Source organism: Jannaschia rubra, assembly GCF_001403735.1.
Taxonomy (GTDB): Bacteria; Pseudomonadota; Alphaproteobacteria; order Rhodobacterales; family Rhodobacteraceae; genus Jannaschia; species Jannaschia rubra.
Genome location: NZ_CXPG01000020.1, coordinates 492648 through 513081, shown reverse-complemented (window position 1 = coordinate 513081; position 20434 = coordinate 492648). Strand labels below are relative to the sequence as shown.

At 68.7% G+C, this 20434-nt stretch carries 18 protein-coding genes, 1 tRNA gene and 1 riboswitch; of the genes, 7 read left to right on the top strand and 12 right to left on the bottom strand.

The annotated features are described in order from the left end of the window. Positions 1-28: 28 nt before the first annotated feature. From JAN5088_RS12170 to JAN5088_RS12155, 4 genes are all read right to left on the bottom strand, one after another. Positions 29-571: a 6,7-dimethyl-8-ribityllumazine synthase gene (locus tag JAN5088_RS12170; protein ID WP_055683068.1), complete on the bottom strand. Its 543-nt coding sequence runs from the start codon at positions 569-571 to the stop codon at positions 29-31. A gap of 1 nt (position 572) precedes the next feature. Then, entirely contained in the window at positions 573-1694 is a 1122-nt protein-coding gene (gene ribB / locus JAN5088_RS12165) for a 3,4-dihydroxy-2-butanone-4-phosphate synthase (protein ID WP_055683067.1), read from the bottom strand. A 25-nt stretch (positions 1695-1719) separates the two neighbouring features. Further along, positions 1720-2523 (bottom strand): SDR family NAD(P)-dependent oxidoreductase, encoded by an 804-nt coding sequence (locus JAN5088_RS12160; protein WP_055683345.1) that lies wholly within the window; start codon positions 2521-2523, stop codon positions 1720-1722. Between the two features lie 102 nt (positions 2524-2625). Beyond that, positions 2626-3225: a riboflavin synthase gene (locus tag JAN5088_RS12155; protein ID WP_055683066.1), complete on the bottom strand. Its 600-nt coding sequence runs from the start codon at positions 3223-3225 to the stop codon at positions 2626-2628. A 118-nt stretch (positions 3226-3343) separates the two neighbouring features. Here JAN5088_RS12155 and JAN5088_RS12150 point away from each other — a divergent pair, with 118 nt between their 5' ends. The 3 genes from JAN5088_RS12150 (at position 3344) to JAN5088_RS12140 (ending at position 7858) form a co-directional block, all read left to right on the top strand. After that, positions 3344-4645: a capsule polysaccharide biogenesis protein gene (locus tag JAN5088_RS12150; protein ID WP_055683065.1), complete on the top strand. Its 1302-nt coding sequence runs from the start codon at positions 3344-3346 to the stop codon at positions 4643-4645. Between the two features lie 122 nt (positions 4646-4767). Further along, complete coding sequence (locus JAN5088_RS12145; RefSeq protein ID WP_055683064.1) at positions 4768-5886, top strand: polysaccharide biosynthesis/export family protein; 1119 nt, start codon at positions 4768-4770, stop codon at positions 5884-5886. After that, a complete protein-coding gene (locus JAN5088_RS12140; RefSeq protein ID WP_082429985.1) occupies positions 5783-7858 on the top strand; it encodes a capsule polysaccharide biogenesis protein in 2076 nt (691 codons plus the stop codon). Before JAN5088_RS12145 ends, JAN5088_RS12140 begins: the two co-directional genes overlap by 104 nt. Here the strand turns inward: JAN5088_RS12140 and parA are convergent. Next, positions 7855-8493: a ParA family partition ATPase gene (parA, locus tag JAN5088_RS12135; RefSeq protein WP_055683062.1), complete on the bottom strand. Its 639-nt coding sequence runs from the start codon at positions 8491-8493 to the stop codon at positions 7855-7857. The genes JAN5088_RS12140 and parA overlap by 4 nt on opposite strands. 95 nt (positions 8494-8588) lie before the next feature. Beyond that, positions 8589-8664: transfer RNA gene (locus JAN5088_RS12130), tRNA-Ala, on the bottom strand. 109 nt (positions 8665-8773) lie between these two features. Here JAN5088_RS12130 and JAN5088_RS12125 point away from each other — a divergent pair. After that, complete coding sequence (locus JAN5088_RS12125; RefSeq protein WP_055683061.1) at positions 8774-10006, top strand: DUF2254 domain-containing protein; 1233 nt, start codon at positions 8774-8776, stop codon at positions 10004-10006. Here JAN5088_RS12125 and gcvP read toward each other — a convergent pair whose 3' ends face one another. From gcvP to gcvT, 3 genes are read right to left on the bottom strand one after another with little or no spacing between them, the layout of a single operon-like run. Next, a complete protein-coding gene (gcvP, locus tag JAN5088_RS12120; RefSeq protein WP_055683060.1) occupies positions 10007-12841 on the bottom strand; it encodes an aminomethyl-transferring glycine dehydrogenase in 2835 nt (944 codons plus the stop codon). 54 nt (positions 12842-12895) lie between these two features. Continuing rightward, the gene (gcvH, locus tag JAN5088_RS12115) at positions 12896-13252 is read right to left on the bottom strand and encodes a glycine cleavage system protein GcvH (RefSeq protein ID WP_055683059.1); all 357 of its coding nucleotides are present in this window, start codon (positions 13250-13252) and stop codon (positions 12896-12898) included. A 15-nt stretch (positions 13253-13267) separates the two neighbouring features. Beyond that, entirely contained in the window at positions 13268-14377 is a 1110-nt protein-coding gene (gene gcvT / locus JAN5088_RS12110) for a glycine cleavage system aminomethyltransferase GcvT (protein ID WP_055683344.1), read from the bottom strand. 107 nt (positions 14378-14484) lie between these two features. Beyond that, a riboswitch (glycine riboswitch) is annotated at positions 14485-14572 on the bottom strand. 28 nt (positions 14573-14600) lie between these two features. Here gcvT and JAN5088_RS12105 point away from each other — a divergent pair. Then, the gene (locus JAN5088_RS12105; protein ID WP_055683058.1) at positions 14601-15176 is read left to right on the top strand and encodes a gamma-glutamylcyclotransferase family protein; all 576 of its coding nucleotides are present in this window, start codon (positions 14601-14603) and stop codon (positions 15174-15176) included. Here JAN5088_RS12105 and JAN5088_RS12100 read toward each other — a convergent pair. Further along, positions 15173-17185, bottom strand: a complete 2013-nt coding sequence (locus JAN5088_RS12100; protein WP_055683057.1) for a protein-disulfide reductase DsbD family protein — start codon at positions 17183-17185, stop codon at positions 15173-15175. The genes JAN5088_RS12105 and JAN5088_RS12100 overlap by 4 nt on opposite strands. A gap of 139 nt (positions 17186-17324) precedes the next feature. Here JAN5088_RS12100 and JAN5088_RS12095 point away from each other — a divergent pair, with 139 nt between their 5' ends. Next, a complete protein-coding gene (locus tag JAN5088_RS12095; RefSeq protein ID WP_055683056.1) occupies positions 17325-18053 on the top strand; it encodes a DsbA family protein in 729 nt (242 codons plus the stop codon). Between the two features lie 9 nt (positions 18054-18062). Here JAN5088_RS12095 and JAN5088_RS12090 read toward each other — a convergent pair whose 3' ends face one another. Next, positions 18063-18467, bottom strand: coding sequence for a PaaI family thioesterase (locus tag JAN5088_RS12090; RefSeq protein WP_055683055.1), 405 nt, complete (start codon positions 18465-18467; stop codon positions 18063-18065). Positions 18468-18530: 63 nt separating this feature from the next. Then, positions 18531-19400 (bottom strand): methylenetetrahydrofolate reductase [NAD(P)H], encoded by an 870-nt coding sequence (gene metF / locus JAN5088_RS12085; protein ID WP_055683054.1) that lies wholly within the window; start codon positions 19398-19400, stop codon positions 18531-18533. Positions 19401-19510: 110 nt separating this feature from the next. On the opposite strand from metF, the gene JAN5088_RS12080 reads away from it, so the two are divergent. Then, positions 19511-20428, top strand: coding sequence for a LysR family transcriptional regulator (locus tag JAN5088_RS12080; RefSeq protein ID WP_055683343.1), 918 nt, complete (start codon positions 19511-19513; stop codon positions 20426-20428). Positions 20429-20434: the final 6 nt, after the last annotated feature.

Sequence of the window (20434 nt, the reverse complement as noted above, 5' to 3'; positions counted from 1 at the left end):
CGCGACCTATGGGGGCTGCGCGGCGCGGTCAAGCGACCGTCGGACCCTTCGTGGCGGCATCGTGATGAAAGCTGCCCGGCTTGAACCCCACGCCGGTGTCGGCCTTCCGCATCGTCCGCGCCAGCGCGATCAGGTGCAGCGCCGCCGCCGCCGCCCCGCCCGCCGTGTCGAGCCGGTCGGCATCGGCGCGCTCCTCGGCCTGCTCCATGTTCTCGACGGTGATGATCCCGTTGCCGATGCAGGCCCCGGCAAGCCCAAGCGTGGCGATGGCACGCGCGCTTTCGTTCACCACCACGTCGTAGTGCGAGGTCCGCCCCCGGATCACGCAACCGAGTGCGACGTAGCCGTCGAAATCCGTCTGACGGTGGGCGATGCCGATGGCCGTGGGAATTTCCAGCGAGCCCGGCATCTCGACCGTCTCATGCGCGACGCCGGCCCCGTCCAGAACGGCTCGGGCCGAGGCGAGTTGGGCGGCGGAGATCGCGCCATAATAAGGCGCGATCACGATAAGGACGCGGGTCGGGCGGTCGAAGGTCGGCAGCGCCAGCACGTTGTCGGAATGGCCCGCCATGTCAGATGTCCTTCGGAATGGGGCGCGTGCCCGTGATGGTCAGGCCGTAAGCCTCCAGCCCCACGACGTGCGGCGTGCCGGAATTCGTCACCAGCTCCATCTCGTGGATGTTGAGCGCGGCCAAGATCTGCGCCCCCAGCCCGTACTGCCGCAGCTTCTGCGGGCTGATGCCGTCGTGGTCGATCTTCATCTCGGTGTCGCGCAACAGGACGACCACGCCGCGCCCCGCCTCCGCGATCACCTTCATGGCACCGGCAAGGTCGCTGTCGCCCACCCCAAGCGCATCCTCCAGCGGGTTCATGGCATGCATCCGCACCAGAACCGGGCCGGGCGCATCCAGATCGCCCTTGGTCAGGACGATGTGTTCGGCGCCCTGCGTCTCGTCGGTGAAGACCCGCATCAGCCATTCCCCCCCCACGCGGCTGCTGACGGGTCGGGAGTCGGTCTGGTTGACCAGATTGTCGTGGCGGCGGCGATAGCTGATCAGGTCGCTGATCGTGCCGATCTTCAGGCCATGTCGCTGCGCGAAGGCGATCAGGTGGGGCAGCCGCGCCATCGAGCCGTCGTCGTTCATGATCTCGCAGATCACGCCGGACGGGTTCAGCCCGGCCAGCCGCGCGATGTCGGTCGCCGCCTCGGTATGACCCGCGCGCACCAGTACGCCGCCGTCGCGCGCGCGCAGCGGAAAGACGTGGCCGGGCGTGGCGATGTCGGTCGCGCCCTTGGTGGCATCGATGGCGACCGACACGGTGCGGGCGCGGTCATGGGCGGAAATGCCGGTGCTGACCCCCTCCCGCGCCTCGATCGAGACGGTGAAGGCGGTCTCGTGGCGCGAGGAGTTCTGCGACGCCATCAGCGGCAGGCCCAGCGCGTCGATCCGCTCGCCCGGCAGGGTCAGGCAGATCAGGCCGCGCCCGTGGGTGGCCATGAAGTTGATCGCGTCGGGCGTGGCCATCTGCGCGGGGATGACGAGATCGCCCTCGTTCTCCCGGTCCTCATGGTCGACAAGGATGAACATGCGCCCGTTGCGCGCATCCTCGATGATGTCCTCGACCGGGGAGATCACGTCGCGGAATTCCTCCTCGACCGGGCCGGGCTGTTCGAACGGGATGGGATCGGCCATCGGTGCCTCCTGTTTGTCACGGCATCTAGCGGTTGCGGCCCCGCGATGCCAGTGCCGCGCCATCCTGCCGCGTCTGCATCCGGCGCACGACCTTCAGGACCACCCGGCGGGGCATCAGGGGGAGGATCCAGTTCGCCGCAAGCGACAGCCCGGCCTCGCTCACCACATGCAGGCGGCCGGCCATCATGGCGTCATAGCCTACCTTGGCCGTGGCCTTGGCCGACCGGCCGGATTTCGTGAGCGGGATGCCGTGCATGTCGGCCCGCTCGGCAAAGTCCGTCTCGACGTAGCCGGGCGCGAGCAGGGTGACGGTGACGCCTTGGCCGCGCAACTCCTCGTCCAGGGCCTGGCTGAAGCTGTCGATGAAGGCCTTGGACGCGAAATAGGTTGCCTGAAGCGGCCCCGGCATCATACCGGCCGACGAGCCGACATTCAGGATGCGCCCCCCGCCGCGCGACACCATGCTCGGTGCGATGGCATGACAGAGCGTCACCACGGCGCCAATGTTGAGGTCGATCATCGCCAGATCGTCGGTCAGCGGACGGGACAGGAACTCACCCCGCCCGCCGAACCCCGCGTTGTTGATAAGGATGCCGATGTCCCGCCCTTCGGTGGCGACGATCAGGGTGGCGAGCCCCTCGGGTGTGCCCAGGTCGCAGGCAACGGGCGTGACGGAGACGCCGTGCCGCGCCTCCAGTTCGTCCCGCAGCGCCTCCAGCGCGTCGGCCCGCCGGGCGGCGATGATCAGGTCGCCGCCTTTCGCGGCATGGTATTCGGCGAAAGCGCGGCCGATCCCGCCCGATGCGCCGGTGACGAGGGCCAGCGTCATGTCGTTGCCCCGCGGTCGCGGGCGGTGGTTCTGCAAGGGGTCATGGGCGCATCCTGTGGCGGCACCGACAGGGTGGACGCGGCCCGACCGCGCTGGCAACCCCTATCGGGCTTCGGCCAGCCGCGCGACGTACCGTGCCAGGGTGTCGATCTCGAGGTTGACGCGATCGCCCGGCGCCGCATCGCCCCAGGAGGTGACGGCCTGCGTATGGGGGATGAGGTTCACGCCGAAGGTTGCGCCGTCCACCTCGTTCACCGTGAGCGACGTGCCGTTCAGCGCGACCGAGCCTTTGGGCGCGATGAACCGCGCGAGGTCTGCCGGGGCCTCCAGGACGTAGCGCAGCGAATCTCCCTCCGGCGTGATCGACACGATGCGCGCGGTGCCGTCGACATGGCCCGACACGATGTGTCCACCCAACTCGTCGCCGACCCGCAGGGACCGCTCCAGGTTCACGCGGCGGCCTACCTGCCAGTTGCCCAGCGCGGTCTTCGACAGCGACTCCGCGCTGACGTCCACGTCGAACCAGGCGCCTTCGGCATCCGCCCCCCGGTCCACCACGGTGAGGCAGCAGCCGTCGCAGGCGATGGAGGCGCCGAGGTCGATGGTCGCCGGGTCATAGGCCGTGCCTATGCGCGCACGCAGGTCGCCGCGATGCTCCAGCGCGCGCACGCGGCCGATGTCGGTAACGATACCTGTGAACATTGAATCCCCCAAAGTGGCAGGAATCAGCTAACGCCGTGGCAAATGCGCCGCAAGTGCCCCATTGGCGTCACAAACGCGCCTTTTCCATGCCGGTTCAAAGGCGGATAAGGGGCATCCAATGAACCAGAGGGTCCCGATGCGCCCCGATCGTCGCTTCATGTTCCTGCAGGGTCCGCATGGTCCCTTTTTCCACCGGCTGGGGCGCCTGCTCCGTTCGGCGGGGGCCGAGGTGTGGCGCGTGGGGTTCAACAACGGGGATCAGGCCTTCTGGCCCGATCGCGACAGCTACGTTCCCTATACCGGCACGCCCGAGGACTGGCCCGATACCTTCGCGGGGCTGGTAGGCGACAAGGGGATAACCGACCTCGTGCTCTATGGCGACGTGCGCGACATCCACGCGCAGGCCATCGCCATGGCGCGGGCGCAGGGCCTGACCGTCCATGTGTTCGAGGAAGGATACCTGCGCCCCTGGTGGGTCAGCTACGAGCGTGGCGGATCGAATGCCCACTCCCGCCTGATGGACAAGTCCGTGGCCGACATGCAGGAGGCGCTCGCGGCGCTGGACCTCGACCTGCCGGATGCGCCGGCGCATTGGGGCGACATGCGGCATCACGTCTTCTACGGAATGCTCTATCACTGGCTCGTGATGGCCCGGCGGGGGCGATATCCCGCCTATCGCCCGCATCGTGGCGTCGGCGTGCTGGCGGAGTTCCGCTTGTATCTCCGCCGGCTCCTGACCATGCCCGCGACGGCGGTCCAGCGGCGGATCTCGACCTGGCGCATCACCCACGGGGGGTTTCCCTATCACCTGTGCCTGATGCAGCTCGAACACGACGCCAGCTTCCGCGCCCATTCGCCCTACGCCTCGATGACCGACTTTCTCGAGGAGGTGATCGGCGGCTTCGCCCGCGGCGCGCCGACCCATCACCATCTCGTCCTCAAGGCTCATCCGCTGGAGGACGGCCGTGCGCCGGTCCGCGCGACGATCCGGCGGCTGATCGATCACTACGGTCTCGACGGGCGGGTACATTACCTGGGGGGCGGCAAGCTCGCGTCGCTCATGAACGAGGCGCGCAGCGCCATCACCGTCAATTCCACCGCGGCGCAGCAGGCGCTCTGGCGGGGCCTGCCGGTCAAGGCGCTCGGGCGGTCGGTCTATTCCAAGCCCGAGTTCGTCAGTGACCAGCCCATCGCCGAATTCTTCGCGGATCCGCAGCGCCCCGACAGCCGCGCCTACCGCGACTACCGCCATTATCTCCTCGAAACCTCCCAGGTCGCGGGGGGCTTCTATTCCTCCCGCGGGCGACGGCAGCTGCTTCGGCAGGTGGTGGACATGATGCTGTCGGACCTCGATCCCTACGACAGGCTGGCGTCCGGCAGGCCCGCACCGCGCCGGACGTTCAAACTTGTTTCGGGCTAGGACGAATCGCGTTAGGTTGCGGCCATTCACGCGACGGAACTGACATTTCGCAGGACGGGGGCACACCTCCGCATGCAGACCAGGATTGAAAGGCAGAGCAAGTGAGCAGACAGGCAACACGGATGGCGCGGTCCATCGCCGCGATCGTCGCCGTGACGCTGGTGGCATCCTGCGGGGCGCTTCCCCGGTCGGGCCCCAGCAAACGCGAGATCTATGCGGGATCGGTCCTGCGCGACGGCGACGCCTTCGTCGTCAGCGTCAATCCCCGCGTCACGGCGGCCACCTCGGTCACGCCAGCCCTCGGATTTTCGGAAGCCTTCCGCAACGCGGCCGAAATCGGCGCCGATACGATCCGTCCGGGCGACACGCTCGGCCTCATCATCTACGAGAACGTCGAGGACGGGCTTCTGGCCAATGCCGGCACGTCCGCTTCCCTCATAGACGAGGTGCAGGTCGATTCGTCGGGCATGATCTTCATACCCTACGCCGGCCGCATCCGGGCCGCCGACAACACGCCCGAGGCACTGCGCCAGATCATCACGCAGCGTCTGGACGAACAGACACCCGATCCGCAGGTGCTGATCCGCCGGCTGGCCGGCGACGGCGCAACGGTCAGCGTCGTGGGCGGAACCGGGGCGCAGGGCGTCTATCCCATCGAACGGCCGACCCGCACGCTGACGGCGATGATCGCGGCGGCGGGCGGCGTGGCGATCAAGCCGGACATCGCACTGGTGACGGTCGTTCGCGGCGGCCGTTCCGAAACCGCATATCTCGCCGACCTCTACAAGAACCCGATGCTCGACATCGCGCTGCGCGACGGCGACACCATCTTCGTCGAGGAGGACACCCGGTCTTTCACCATCCTGGGGGCCACGGGCGCGCAGAACCGGCTCGAATTCCAGACCGAGGTGATCTCGGCGATCGAGGCGCTGGCGCAGGTCGGCGGATTGAACGCAAACCTCGCCAACCCCACCGGCGTCTTCGTCTTCCGCAACGAACCGCAGGAGATCGCCCGCGCCGTCATGGGCCGTGACGACCTGATCGGTGCGCAGCGGATGGTCTATGTGCTGGACCTGACCGAACCCAACGGCATGTTCGACGCCCGGGATTTCGTGATCCGCAGCGAGGACACGATCTATGTCACCGAGGCGCCCATCGTGGCGTGGAACCGATCGGTCGCGGCACTGTTCGGATCGCTCGGACAAGTCGGATCCACCGGTCGCGCCCTTGGGGTCGAATGACGACAAGGCAGCCCCCGACGGGGGCCGCCTGACCGCACGCTACGTCTCCGGCGGGTTCTTCAATCGGCGCATCCGGCGCATCGCGGGGCTTTCCGGCATCGACCTGCGGCCCGGCCTGCCCCGACCGGGCGAATGGGTCGCGGCTTGGGGCCATGCCGGAACCTCCGTCCGGGCCGACCGGGTCGCCCGCTGGCGCGGCGCGCCCGTCCTGCGGATCGAAGATGCCTTCCTGCGCTCGCTCCACCCCGGTCGGTCCGGAGAGGATACGCTGGGTCTCGTCATCGACCGCCGGGGTGCCCATTTCGACAGCCGCGCCCCCTCCGATCTGGAGGTCCTGCTCGCCACCCATCCCTTCGACGACGGCGACCTCATCGCCCGCGCACGCACCGCGATGGAGGAGATGGTCCGTGCCGGCGTGACGAAGTACAATGCCACCCGCACCGACTTGCCGCCCCCCCATCCGGGCTATGTGCTGGTCATCGACCAGACGCGGGGCGATGCCTCCATCGCCCTGAGCAATGCCTCCGCTGCGACCTTCCGTGAGATGCTCCTGATCGCGCGGGAGGAAAACCCCGGCGCGCGCATCGTCATCAAGACGCACCCTGAGACCGCGGTCGGCCATCGCGCGGGTCATTTCTCCGACGCGGACGCCGTCTTCGGCGCCACTCTTGAAGCCCGCCCCCTGCCCCCGGCGGCCCTGCTTGCCGGTGCCACCCGCGTCTATACGGTGTCGAGCCAGCTCGGGTTCGAGGCGATCCTGCATGGCCATCGCCCCGTCACCTTCGGGCAGCCCTTCTATTCCGGCTGGGGATTGGACGACGATAGGAACCCGCTCGACCGACGGCAGCGGCGCCTGACCCGGACGCAGATGTTCGCCGGCGCGATGGTCCTTTATCCCCGGTGGTACGATCCGCACCGCGACCGGCTGTGCGATCCGGTGGATGTCGTCCGCATGCTCGACGCCCGCGCCCGCGCCTGGCGCGATGACCGCGCGGGCTGGTCGGCCCCGGGGATGCGGCTGTGGAAACGCGCGCCGCTGCGGCGGTTCCTGTCAGGCAAGGTCAAGTTCCGCGACGATCCTGCGCGGCGCCGCCTGACCTGGGGTGCGGTCAGGGAGGGCGAGGGCCCCGCGGCCACCCGGATCGAAGACGGCTTCCTGCGGTCCCGCGGTCTGGGCGCCGACCTCATCGCGCCCCTGTCGCTCGTCCTCGACCGGCAGGGGATGTATTTCGACCCGACCCGTCCCTCCGACCTGGAGGATGCGGTAGTCCGCGCCGCGGCCCTGCCGCCCGAGGCGCTGGAACGTGCCCGCCACCTGCGCGCGGCAGTCGTCGCGTCGCGGCTGTCGAAATACAACCTGACCGGTGCCACGCCCGATCTGCCTGCGGGCGACGTGATCCTTGTGCCCGGTCAGGTGGCCGACGACGCGTCGATCCGGCTGGGCACGACGGACGTTTCCGACAACGCCGCGCTCCTCGCGGCCGTGCGCCGACAGAACCCGGACGCCTTCATCGTCTACAAGCCCCACCCCGACGTCGAGGCTGGATTGCGCGACGGGGCCATCGACGCCGCCGACGCCGACCTCGTGGCAGATCGCGCCGACCCGATCGCCCTGATCGACCGGGCCAGCGAGGTCTGGACGATGACAAGCCTGCTGGGGTTCGAGGCTTTGATCCGCGACCGGCCCGTCATCACTTTTGGCGCGCCCTTCTATGCCGGCTGGGGCCTGACCCGCGATCTGGGGCGCACGCCCGCCCGCCGCCGCGCCGCACGGCCTAGCCTCGACGCATTGGTCCACGCCGCCCTGATCGACTACCCAAGGTATCTCGACCCCGTCACCGGCGCGGCCTGTCCGCCCGAAGTCGTAATCGACCGTCTTGCCAAGGGCACCGTGCCGACGCCAGGCCCCGCCAATCGCCTGCTGGCCAAGACGCAGGGCGCTCTTGCCAGCCAGGCCTGGCTCTGGCGCTAGCGGTCGAGCCGGCGCAGAACCTCATCGGCCAATTCCGAGATTTCGTTTGCCGCCGCCTGCGCCCCCGGAAACTCGCAGACGCCCTGTCCCACCCCCAAGGCCTCGGCATAGGCGACACGCTGGCCCAGCACCGTCTTGGCCGCATCCGCATCGAGGTCAGACAGCGCCGCCAGGACCCGCCCGGTCAGCTTCGTTCCGGTCCGCGCGCGGTTGAGGACCACCAGCGGCCGCTTTCCTTCCCGCGCGGCAAGGTCCAGCACCCCTTCCGTGGCCCAGAGGTCGACCTCGGACGCCGAGACGGGCACGATCACCATGTCGGCCACGCGCAGCGCGGGCTTCAGGTCGCTGTCGATCTTGGGCGGTGTGTCGATCAGCACGAAATCATAGTCTTCGGCGTATTTCGAACATTCGAAACTGACGCCCCAGGCAGAGGATGTCGAGAAGGTGATGTCGCCCTTCAATCCGCCCTGCCGGTCATAGCGCATCATGAACCATCGCCCCAGGCTGCCTTGCGGATCGACGTCGAGCAATGCAACGCGCAGGCCGCGACTGGCCAGTTCGCATGCCAGGTGGGCCGTCAGAGTGGTCTTTCCCGACCCGCCCTTTTGCTGGCAGACGGTAATTACGGAAGCCATGGCGACCCTCATGCTGCGGTGCGGCATGACCATGCGTCAGAAAGCCAGCGTCGTCAATCGGAAGGCGGCAGCCCCACGACATGCAAATGGAAAACTGGTGGAGCCGAGGGGAATCGAACCCCTGACCTCGTCATTGCGAACGACGCGCTCTACCAACTGAGCTACGACCCCAACGGCGCCTCATATGGCGGGGGGTCCGGGGCGTGTCAAGCGGCGCCGGATGCGCTATGTCACCGCCCGTAAGGCGCCGCGAACGCGCGTCGGAACGGGTGATGCGGCAATGAATCTCGGCAGGACCTTCTGGAAGCTGCGTGACCTCGCGCGGAAGGTCTGGATCCGTGTCGCGCTGATCTCGACGCTGGCGCTCGTCTCGGCCGCGGTGGCGCCGCTGATCTCCTGGCTCCTGCCGGAATCCCTGCGCGACCGCATCGACGAGGCCGCGGCGCTGGCCCTGCTGTCGATCCTGAACAATTCGATGCTGACGGTCGCGACCTTCTCGCTGTCCGTGATGGTCGCCGCGCATCATTTCGCGTCGAGCCAGGTGACGCCCCGGTCCCACCGCCTGCTGCGGTCGGACGGGCGGACGCAATCGGTCATCTCGACCTTCATCGGCGCCTTCGTCTATGCGCTGGTGTCCGATGTCATCATCAACGCGGGCTTCTATGACGGCCGCGACTTCCTCGTCGTCTACGCCACGACGATGGCGGTGATCGCACTGGTGATCGTCGCGTTGATCCGCTGGGTGGACCAATTGGCCGGTCTCGGGTCGATCGAGAAGACCACGGGCCGCGTCGACGAGGCCGCGACCCTTGCGATGAAGGAACGGATGGCCTCGCCCTATCTCGGCGGCCGGCCGCTCGACCGCGAACCGATGGGATGGCCGGTCACGACGCACAGCTTCGGCTATGTCCGCCATATCGACATGGAGGCACTCTCCGACCTTGCGGAACGGTTGGGCGCCGAAATCGACGTGGCCGTCCAGCCCGGCGACTGGGTCGGACCGGGCGATCCCGCGTTGCACGTGGTCGGCCCGCCCGTGGGCCCGGAAGTCGAGGAGGAGCTTCGGGACGCCGTCCTGACGGGCGACCTGCGATCCTTCGATCAGGATCCCATCTTCGGCCTGTCGGTGATGTGCGAGATCGCGGAACGTGCCCTGTCGCCCGGCATCAACGATCCGGGGACGGCGATCGACGTCCTCTCCCGACAGTCCCGCCTTCTGCACCTGTGGGATTCGACGTCGGAGGAGCCCGAGTTCCCCCGGCTGCACGTCCGCCCGCTGTCGGCGCACCAGGCGGTGGAGGTGGCCCTCGACCCCATCGCGCGCGACGGGGCGGCCATGGTCGAGATCCAATTGGCGGTGCAGGAGACGCTCGCGCGCCTGGCAACCCACGACCACCCCGAGATGCGCGAGGCGGCGCGCTGGTTGTCGCGCCGCGCGCTCGACCGTGCGGACCAGAGCCTTCTGCTGCAGGAGGACAAGGACCGCGTCCGCGCCGCGGCGCCCGACGACTGACTACTCCGCGGCCTCCAGGTATTCCTCGACCGGCGGGCAGGTGCAGATCAGGTTGCGGTCGCCCGCCACGTTGTCGACGCGGTTGACCGGCGGCCAGTACTTGTCGACCCGGAAGGCCCCCGGCGGAAAACAGGCCGCTTCGCGCGAATAGGGGTGAGTCCAGTCGCGCACGAGGTCTTCCATCGTATGCGGCGCATTCCTGAGCGGATTGTCCTCCCGATCGGCATCTCCGCTCTCGACTTGCCGGATCTCCTCGCGGATGGCGAGCATGGCCGCGATAAACCGGTCGAGTTCGGGCTTGGGCTCCGACTCCGTGGGCTCCACCATCAGCGTGCCGGCCACCGGCCAGGACATCGTCGGCGCGTGGAAGCCGTTGTCGATCAGCCGCTTGGCCACGTCGTCCACGGTCACTCCCGCGCTGTCGGCAAAGGGCCGGGTGTCGAGGATGCATTCATGCGCCACGCGCCCGTTCTGGCCGGTGAACAGGACGTCGAACGCCCCTTCCAGCCGCTTCGCGATATAGTTCGCCGACAGGATCGCCACCCGTGTCGCCTGCGTCAGGCCGGAGCCGCCCATCATCATCACATAGGCATAGCTGATGGGCAGGATCGACGCGCTGCCGTAGGGCGCGGCCGACACCGGCCCCGTCTCGCCCCCCGTCTCGGGGTGGCCGGGCAGATAGGGCGCCAGATGCGCCTTGACGCCGATCGGGCCCATGCCGGGACCGCCGCCCCCATGGGGGATGCAGAACGTCTTGTGCAGGTTCAGGTGGCTCACATCCGCCCCGATCTCGCCGGGCTTGGCCAGGCCCACCAACGCATTCAGGTTGGCACCGTCGAGATAGACCTGCCCGCCATGACGGTGGGTGATCTCGCAGACCTCGCGCACGGTGTCCTCGAACACGCCGTGGGTGCTGGGATAGGTGATCATGCAGGCGGCGAGATCGTCGCCCGCCGCCTCGGCCTTGGTGCGGAAATCGTCGAGGTCCACATCGCCGTTGTCGGCCGCCTTGACGATCACGACCTTCATTCCCGCCATCTGCGCCGACGCCGGATTCGTACCATGCGCGCTGGTCGGGATGAGGCAGACACGGCGGTTTTCCTGCCCGTTCGCGCGGTGATAGGCGGCGATGGTCAGAAGGCCCGCGTATTCGCCCTGCGCGCCCGAATTGGGCTGCATCGACATGGCGTCATAGCCGGTGATCACGCAGAGCCTGTCGGACAGCTCCCCGATCATCTCGGCGTAGCCTTCCGCGTCTTCCACCGGCGCGAAGGGATGCAGACGCCCGAACTCCGGGAAGGTTACCGGCATCATTTCGACCGCCGCGTTCAGCTTCATCGTGCAGCTTCCCAGCGGAATCATCGAGCGGTCGAGCGCCAGATCGCGGTCGGCCAAGCGGCGCATGTAGCGCATCATCTCGGCCTCGGCGCGGTTCATGTGGAAGATCGGATGGGTGAGATAGTCCGACTGCCGCTTGAGCGCATCGGGGATGTCGGTCCGCATCGCGGCCACCTGTGCCTCGATCCCGAAGGCGCGCAGCAGACGGGTCAGGACGTCCGCATCCGTCAGCTCGTCGCAGGCGATGCCGATGCGGTCGTGACCGAGACGCCGCAGCGTGATCCCCTCGGCCCGGGCGGACCGCCAGATCACGCCCTGCATCGCGCCCACGTTTACTGTGAGCGTGTCGAACACATGGTCGGGTTCCACGGCGAATCCCGCCCCCTTCAGCGCGTCGCGCAGCGCGACGGCATGGGAATGGACATGCGTGGCGATGTGGTGAAGGCCCTTCGGCCCGTGGAACACGGCATAGAAGCTCGCCATCACGGCCAGCAGCGCCTGCGCGGTGCAGACGTTGGAGGTGGCCTTCTCGCGCCGGATATGCTGCTCGCGCGTCTGAAGGGCGAGGCGGTAGGCCTTGTTGCCATGGCTGTCGACGGAGACACCCACCAGCCGTCCAGGCATCGACCGCTTGTAGGCGTCGGCGCAGGCGAAGAACGCGGCATGGGGGCCGCCATATCCCAGCGGCACGCCGAAGCGTTGCGCGCTGCCCACCGCGATGTCGGCGCCCATGGCCCCGGGCTCCTTGAGCAGGCAAAGCGCCAGAAGATCCGTGGCGACGATGCCCAATGCGCCCGTGCCGTGCAACGCCTCGATCTGCGGCGTCAGGTCGCGCAACCCGCCGTAGGTGTCGGGATACTGGAAGATCGCGCCGAAAACCGCATCCGCATCCAGCGCGTCGACCTCGTCCACGATCAGCTCGATCCCCAAAGGCTCGGCCCGCGTCCGCATGACGGCGATGTTCTGGGGATGGCAGCGGACGTCGACGAAGAACGCCCCGGCCTTCGACTTCGCCACCCGCTGCGCCATCACCATCGCCTCGGCGCAGGCCGTCGCCTCGTCGAGAAGCGACGCGTTCGCCACCGGCAGCCCCGTCAGGTCCGACACCATCGTCTGGAAGTTCAGCAGCGCTTCCAGCCGGCCCTGCGCGATCTCGGGCTGATAGGGGGTATAGGCCGTGTACCAGGCCGGGTTCTCAAGGATGTTGCGCTGGATCGCCGGGGGCGTGACCGTGTCGGAATAGCCCTGTCCGATCATGCTGACCGTGACGCGGTTCTTCGCCGCCAAGTCGCGCATCCGGTTCAGGATCGCGTGCTCGGTCATCTGCGGCCAGGGCAGCGGGTCAGCCTGCCGGATCGACTTCGGCACCGTCTCGTCGATCAGGGCGTCGAGCGTGTCGCATCCCACGACCTTCAGCATCTCGTCCATCTCGTCGGGCGAGGGGCCGATATGGCGACGGTTGGCGAAATCGTAGGTGTCGTAGTCGGTCAGGGGCATGGTGGGCTCCGGGTCAGGCGGAATGGATGGCACGTCAATGGGAGGGGTCAGTCGTCATTCCACGAAGTCGCGATAGCCGTCCTCGTCCATCATCGTGTCCATTTCCTCCGGCGTGGTGGTGGTCATGCGGAAGAACCATGCGGCCTCGGCGTCCTCGTTCACGAGGCCCGGCGTATCGGCCAGCGCCGTGTTCACCTCGGTGATCTCGCCGTCCAGGGGGGCCAGGATGTCGGAGGCGGCCTTGACCGATTCGATCACCACGATCTCCTCGCCCTTGGTCACGGTCCGGCCCACCTCGGGCAGTTCCACGAACACCACGTCACCCAGTTGCGTCGCAGCATGTTCGGTGATGCCCACGGTGATGATCCCGTCGTTGTCGTCCAGCCATTCGTGGTCTTCGGTGTATTTCATCTCGGGTCTCCGGTCTCAGCGCCTGTAGCGCGGCTTGTAAAAGGGCAGGTCGGTCACGGTGACGGGCAAGCGCTTGCCCCGGACGTCACCATAAAGCGTGGTGCCCGCGACGACGCCAGCGGGAACATAGCCCATCGCGATGGGCGCGCCCACGGTCGGGCCGAAGCCGCCGCTGGTCACGGTGCCGCAGGGGGCGGTGGCCTCCGGACTGTCATACAGCATGACACCCATCCGCATCGGTGCGCGGCCCTCGGGCAACAGTCCCGTCCGGCGACGGTCCGTCCCCTGGTCGAGCTGGCGCAGGATGACGTCGGCGCCCGGAAACCCGCCTGCCCGGTCGGCGCCTGCGCGCCGGACCTTCTGGATGGCCCAAGTCAGCCCCGCCTCCATCGGCGACGTCTCGGCCGTCACGTCCTGGCCGTAAAGCGGCAACCCCGCCTCCAGGCGCAGGCTGTCCCGCGCGCCAAGCCCGATGGGCATCACGTCGCCGTGGTCCAGCACGGCACGGGCGAACTCCTCGGCCTGCTCAATCGGCACGCTGATCTCGAACCCGTCCTCGCCGGTATATCCCGACCGGCTGATCCAGAGGTCCGCACCCTGCCAGTCGAAGCCGCGCAGGTCCATGAACCGCATCGCCGCCGCCCCCGGAACCATCGCCTCCAGCACCGCCTCCGCCGATGGGCCCTGCAGCGCCAGCAAGGCACGGTCGTCCAGCAGCGTGACCGACTGTTTCGGCAGGCCGGCCGTCAGGATCTCCATGTCGAGATGCTTCATCGCGCCGTTGACCACCAGCAGCAGGTGATCGCCCCGGTTGGCGAACATCAGATCGTCGGCCACGCCCCCGTCCGGCAGCGTCAGCATCCCGTAGCGTTGCCGCCCCTCGGCCAGGCCGGCCACGTCCGCGGGCACCAGCCGTTCCAGCGCGAGCGCGGCGTCCGGCCCGCGCAGGATCACCTGCCCCATGTGCGACACGTCGAACAGACCCGCCCTGGCGCGCACATGCAGATGCTCCGCCATCACACCCGCCGGATATTGCACCGGCATGGAGTAGCCCGCGAAGGGAACCATCTTCGCGCCCAGTTCGGCATGCAGCGCCGCGAGCGGCAAGGTTTCAAGATCACTCACACGCACCTCCATGGGGCCATGCGGCCCGCGTCAGATGCCCCCTCTGTCCTGTCGCCTGAGATCGCTATCCCTTCGGCGGGTGCCTTCGCACCACTCTCCAGAGTCCGTCGCACGCCAGGTCCGTTCGCCTGAGAGTTTACCGGGGCGGTTGCTCCTTCGGCCCTGTCCTGCGACAGAGTCTCCCGTGCCGTGCAGGACTGGCATAGGAAAGCCGGGGGGGATCATGCAAGGGGAAAAGAGGCACCGCTTCTTCGGCTACGGCAGCCTCGTGAACCGCAAGACCCATGCCTATCCGCAGGGCGAGCGGGTCACGGTCGCCGGCTGGCGGCGCGCGTGGCGGCACACGACCTTCCATCCCGCGCCCTTCCTGACCGCCGTGCCCGACCCGACCGGTCGCATCGACGGTCTGTCGGCCGAGGTGCCCGGCGGCGACTGGGTCGCGCTCGACCGGCGCGAGGCGGGATACCTTCGCCAACCCCTGCCGGAGGGACCCTCGATCTACCACATCCCCGAAGACCTGCATCCCGCGCCCGACGCGGCGCATCCGATCCTGCTCAGCTATCTGGACGTGGTGGTGCAGGGATATTTGGCCGAATACGGCGAGCAGGGTGTCGAGCGCTTCTTCCGGACCACCGACGGCTGGGACGCCCCGATCCGCGACGACCGCGCGGCCCCCGTCTATCCCCGTGCCCAGACCCTGACCTTGCAGGAGACGGGGCTCGTGGACGACTGGCTGCGTCAACTCCACGAGGCCCCCCTTCTTCCTGTCGAAAATACTTCGGGGGGCATCGGGGGCTAGCCCCCCGCCCGGTCGATCGCCTCCAGCACCATCGATTCGGTCAGCAGTTCCGGCAGGACGATCCCCTCGGGCGCGGCCGGTCCATAAACCGCGTCAAAGGGAATGCCGAAACGCCCGTTGTCCGACAGGAACGTCGCGATCCGGTCATCCGGCCGCGTCCAGTCCGCCTGCAGCGCGACCAGCCCGGCCAGCGCATCTGGCACCGCGCCCCGCTCCAGCACCAGCCGCTTGTTGGCCTTGCAGGTCAGGCACCAGTCGGCGGTGACGTCGACGAAGACCGTGTTGCCCGCCGCGACTTCGATGGCGATGCGCTCCCGCTCGAACGCTTCCCACCCCTGCGCGACAGCAGCGGGCGCCGCAGGCGGTGCGGGCATGACCGCGGCCCCGGCCACGACGCAGGCCAGTCCCGCCGCGATGACGACTGCGGTGCGGCGCCGCGCCGCCAGCGCCACCAGCATCGCCCCGGTCAGCACTGCCACCAGAACGGCCACCCGCGCGCCCGCGCTGGCCGCCAGCACCGTGAGGAGCCACACCGCCGTCAGGAGGAGAAGCCCCCCCAGCACCATCTGCACGGTCCGCATCCAGCGTCCCGGACGGGGCAGCCGCCGGACGATGCCGGGCCGCGCCGCCACCGCCAGATAGGGCGTGGCGAGCCCGAGCCCCATCGCCGCAAAGACCGCCACGATCTGCGCGGGTCCGGAGGTCAGCGCATAGGTCACGGCCGTCCCGATGAAGGGCGCCGAGCAGGGCGTGGCCATGACGGCGGCAAAGGCGCCGGTCGCGAAATCGCCGCCCCAGCCCCCGCGCGATCCGGCGCGGGCCATCCCGGTCATCGCTCCCTGCCCGAGCGAGAGCGAGAAGAACCCCATCATGTTCGCTGCGAAGACGGCGATCAGCCCGATCATCAGGGCGAGGAACACCGGACTCTGGAACTGGATGCCCCAGCCCACGGCGACCCCGGCGGCACGCAGCGCCACGATCACGGCGGCAAGGCCCAGAAAGAACGCCATCACCCCCGCGGCCGAGGCGAGGAACCCCGCCCGGACCCGCGTCGCCGATTGCTCTCCCGCCTGCAGCGCAGCGGCGAGCTTGATCGACAGCACCGGCAGGACGCAGGGCATCACGTTGAGGATCAGCCCCCCCAGCACCGCGACCAGAAGCATGGCCAGAAGCCCGCCACCCGCGCCCCCGCCGCGCGGCGCGGACGGTGGCGCATCGGCCAGATCGGCGCGGACGGTGGCCGCGCGGGCGCCGTCCACCAGCGTCAGGTCGAGCGGCCCCTCCCCCGCGCCCACGACGGGAAGCCGCGCCCAGAGGCTCCGCCCTCCGTCCGACAGCACGATCTCCGGCGCATCGAAGGCGCCCCGGTCGCCGTGTTCGGGAAAGACATCCGGCGCCTCGAACGGCATGTCGGCGCGGGCCGTCAGCGTCAGCGCGGTCTCGTCCAGATGCACCTGCTCCAGCGTGACCCCCGCGTCCTCCGCGTTGCCCGGCACCCGGCCGATCCACTCGGCCAGGGTCGCGGCGGAGTCCGCGTCGAGCCCCCCGCCGCGTGGCAGGTCCAGCGCCATCTCCACCGTCTCGGGCACGCAGATCTCGGCGCAGACCAGAAGGTCGGCCCGCAGCCGCAACGTCGCGGGCGCCCCCGCGTCGCGCAGCAGCACGGTCAGTGGATAGACGACCCGGTGCGAATAGCCGAAATTCTGGATGTCGAAGGCATCGAACCGCGACGGCGCGGGATAGGACAGCTCGACCGAGGCGATGTTGTCGCTGCCCTCCCACGAGATCTCGGGGGGCAGACCCACCTCGCCCGGCGAACGCCAGTAGGTCTTCCAGCCATCCTGCAGATCGACCTGCAACCCGGCCGAGACCGTCTCCCCCCCCGGCCCGATGCCGTCCTCAGCCGACAGGAGCCGTGCGGTCAGCGCGCTTCCCGAGGCCGGGTCCGAGACGGCCGCCGCCAGCGGCGTGGCCAACAGACAGAACAGGAGGGTCAGGATCCGCGACATGGGCCACCCTTTAAGCCAGCCGCGCGCCTTGGGCGAGACCCCCGCGACCCCTTGACGCGAACGTGACTGCCGCCCTGCCTTGCGCCGGGCGGCGCGGCACGTCACCCTGCCGCCGACCCGCGACGATCAGGAGCCCCGAATGCGTGCCCTCACCCCCCTTCTGCTGTCCTCGACCCTGGCCCTGACGGTCCTGCCCGCAGCGGCCCAGGACGTTTCGGACGCCCGGATCAAGGAACTTGCGCTCGAGGCCATCCTGGAGAACCCCCAGGTCGTGATGGAGGCCGTCGCAATCCTGCAGCAGCGCGACGCCGAAGAAGCCGAGGCACAGGCGCAGGCCACGCTGGGCAACAGCCGCGACAGGCTGGAGCGCGACCCGAACGCCCCCGTGCTTGGCAACCCCGACGGCGATGTCACCGTGGTGGAGTTCTTCGACTACAACTGCCCCTATTGCCGTCGCGCGGGCGGCGAGGTCGCCAGGCTGCTCGATGCCGACGATCAGGTTCGCGTCGTCTACCGCGAATGGCCGATCCTGGGCGAAGCCTCCGTCTTCGCCACCAAGGCGGCCCTCGCTTCGCGGGAACAGGATCGCTACGCGGAGTTCCACGAGGCGTTGATGGGCGCGACCGGGCGTCTGGACGAAGCATCCGTCATGGCGATCGCGGACGGGATCGGCCTCGACACCGACAGGCTGCGCGCCGACATGGAGGCGCCCGAGGTGCAGGCCCATATCGACACCTCGATGGAGCTGGCCCAGTCCCTCGGCTTTTCGGGCACGCCCAGCTTCGTCATCGGCGACATGCGTGCGCCGGGACTGGTCGATGCGGACCAGCTGCAGGAGATGGTCGAGGCGGTCCGCGACGGCGGCTGACGGCTCCGGTCAGGACCGGACGGGCACCATCGTGCCGAGCGCGGTGGCGACATGGGTGCCGTCCGGCCCCAATACGTCTGCCGCCACCGCGATCAGACGCCGTCCGGGCCGGATCACCCGCCCCTCCGCCACCAGCCGGCCCCGCGCGGGGGCGAGCAGCGATATGCGGAATTCGGAGGTCACCACCTCGAACTCCGGGTCGATCAGCGTCAGCGCCGCGTAACCAGCGGCCGAATCCGCCAGGCTGAACGTCAAGCCGGCATGGCCGTGCCCGTGCTGCTGGCTCGTCGCGGGGGTCACGTCGCAGGCGATCCGCACGACGCCATCGCCCACATGCTCCAGCACGGCGCCGAAGGTCCGCATCATGCCTTGAAGGGCGAAACTGTCGGCAATGCGGCTGGCGGTCGGCGTCATGGGCAATCTCTCGCAGCGGTCGGCGTCGACCCTAGAGCCGACTCCTCCGCTCCGAAAGCCCCGTCAGGCGACCTGGCTCAGCGCCGGTCGGGCGGCCAGACCCAGCGCCACGCAGACGTCACGCGTCAACTCGGGCCGGTTCAGCGTATAGAAGTGCAGGTGTCCGCAGCCCTCGCCGATCAGCGTATCGGCCAGTTCGGCGGCCTGCGCGATGGCCAGAAGGTCGGCGCGGTCGTCACGGGTCGCCACCTCGAACGCTGCCGCCAGATCGTCGGGGATGACGGCGCCGCAACTGGCGGCGAAGCGCGACGCGTTCTTCCAGTTCTCGATCGGCAGGATGCCGGGCACGATCGGCGCGTCGATCCCGGCGGCCACGCAGCGGTCGCGGAACCGCAGGAAGGTCTCGGCGTCGAAGAAGAACTGCGTGATCGCCTCGGACGCGCCCGCGTCGATCTTGCGCTTCAGCCAGTCGATGTCCGCCTTTGCCGACGCGGCCTCCGGGTGCACGTCCGGATAGCATCCCACGCGCACGTTGAAGCCGTTGCCTGCCAGCGCGGTGATCAGCTCGACCGAATCCGCGAAGCCGTCGGGGTGGGCGACGAAGCCTTCGGATCCCTTCGGCGCATCGCCCCGCAATGCCACGATGTCGGTGACGCCCGCCTCGCGGAAGCCGCGCGCGACCTCCATCGTCTCCTCGCGGCTGGCATCGACGCAGGTCAGGTGCCCCGCCACCCGCAGGTCGAACTGTCGACCCAGCGTTGCGACCGCCTCGCGCGTCAACTCCCGCGTGCTGCCGCCGGCGCCGTAGGTGACCGACACCCACTCGGGCCCCAGCGGGGCCAGCGTGCTGACGCAGTCCCACAGGCGGAAGCTGCCTTCCAGCGACTTGGGCGGAAAGAACTCGAACGAGACGGTGGGCTTGCGGCTGGGCATGATGCGATTCCTCTGGCGTTGAACCCTTGTGCCGCAATCGGGTTTCGTGAGACAGGCTCATAATCTTCAAGATCAACATGAGGCAGGTTGCGAAAGACATGGCCCCGAAGCTGCATCTCGAATTCCGACACCTGCGGACAATCCGTGCCATCAGCGAATGCGGCGGGCTCGCGCGCGCGGCGGATCGGCTGAACATCACCCAGTCGGCCCTGTCGCATCAGGTCAAGAACCTCGAGGATCAGATCGGGGTCGAGCTGTTCGTCCGTCGCTCGCGCCCCATGACCCTTTCTGCCGCCGGTCAGCGCCTGCTCCGGCTGGCCGAACAGGTTCTGCCGCAGGTCGAGGCGGTCGAGCAGGATTTCGCCGGCATCAAGACCGGCAAGACCGGGCGGCTGCACATCGCCATCGAGTGTCACGCCTGCTTCGAATGGCTGTTTCCCGTGCTGGAACAGTTCCGCCGCGCCTGGCCGGACGTCGACGTGGATATTCGCCCCGGTCTCCAGTTCCAGGCCTTGCCGGCATTGCAGAAGGAGGAGATCGACCTCGTCGTCTCCTCCGACCCCGAGAAGCTGCCGGGCGTCGAGTTCGCGCCGCTCTTCGACTACGAGCCGGTCTTCCTCGCCTCCGCCAGCCATCCCCTCGCGGCCCGCGACCATATCGAGGCGCAGGATTTCGCGGGCGAGACCCTCATCACCTATCCCGTCGACCGCGCCCGGCTCGACGTCTTCAGCCAGCTCCTGACGCCCGCTGGGGTGGAACCCGCCGCGATCCGGCAGGTGGAGTTGACGGCCGTCATCCTGCTGCTGGTGGCGTCGAACCGGGGTGTCTCGGTCCTGCCCGACTGGGTGGTGCGCGAGGTGCGATACAACGCCGACTACGTCACCCGTCCGCTGACCGCCGGCGGGCTGACCCGCAGGCTCTATGCGGCGGTGCGCGAGACGGATGCGGCGCGGCCCTTCATGGCCCATGTCCTGCGTCTGATGCGGACCGAGCCGCTGAAACTTCAGCGTCAGGACGCGTCCGCCTGATCGGTC

Coding starts and splice junctions, on each gene's coding strand:
- JAN5088_RS12170 (WP_055683068.1), bottom strand. CDS start 571: ATGGCGGGCCATTCCGACAACGTGCTGGCGCTGCCGACCTTCGACCGC.
- ribB (WP_055683067.1), bottom strand. CDS start 1,694: ATGGCCGATCCCATCCCGTTCGAACAGCCCGGCCCGGTCGAGGAGGAA.
- JAN5088_RS12160 (WP_055683345.1), bottom strand. CDS start 2,523: ATGACGCTGGCCCTCGTCACCGGCGCATCGGGCGGGATCGGCCGCGCT.
- JAN5088_RS12155 (WP_055683066.1), bottom strand. CDS start 3,225: ATGTTCACAGGTATCGTTACCGACATCGGCCGCGTGCGCGCGCTGGAG.
- JAN5088_RS12150 (WP_055683065.1), top strand. CDS start 3,344: ATGAACCAGAGGGTCCCGATGCGCCCCGATCGTCGCTTCATGTTCCTG.
- JAN5088_RS12145 (WP_055683064.1), top strand. CDS start 4,768: ATGGCGCGGTCCATCGCCGCGATCGTCGCCGTGACGCTGGTGGCATCC.
- JAN5088_RS12140 (WP_082429985.1), top strand. CDS start 5,783: ATGTCACCGAGGCGCCCATCGTGGCGTGGAACCGATCGGTCGCGGCAC.
- parA (WP_055683062.1), bottom strand. CDS start 8,493: ATGGCTTCCGTAATTACCGTCTGCCAGCAAAAGGGCGGGTCGGGAAAG.
- JAN5088_RS12125 (WP_055683061.1), top strand. CDS start 8,774: ATGAATCTCGGCAGGACCTTCTGGAAGCTGCGTGACCTCGCGCGGAAG.
- gcvP (WP_055683060.1), bottom strand. CDS start 12,841: ATGCCCCTGACCGACTACGACACCTACGATTTCGCCAACCGTCGCCAT.
- gcvH (WP_055683059.1), bottom strand. CDS start 13,252: ATGAAATACACCGAAGACCACGAATGGCTGGACGACAACGACGGGATC.
- JAN5088_RS12105 (WP_055683058.1), top strand. CDS start 14,601: ATGCAAGGGGAAAAGAGGCACCGCTTCTTCGGCTACGGCAGCCTCGTG.
- JAN5088_RS12100 (WP_055683057.1), bottom strand. CDS start 17,185: ATGTCGCGGATCCTGACCCTCCTGTTCTGTCTGTTGGCCACGCCGCTG.
- JAN5088_RS12095 (WP_055683056.1), top strand. CDS start 17,325: ATGCGTGCCCTCACCCCCCTTCTGCTGTCCTCGACCCTGGCCCTGACG.
- JAN5088_RS12090 (WP_055683055.1), bottom strand. CDS start 18,467: ATGACGCCGACCGCCAGCCGCATTGCCGACAGTTTCGCCCTTCAAGGC.
- metF (WP_055683054.1), bottom strand. CDS start 19,400: ATGCCCAGCCGCAAGCCCACCGTCTCGTTCGAGTTCTTTCCGCCCAAG.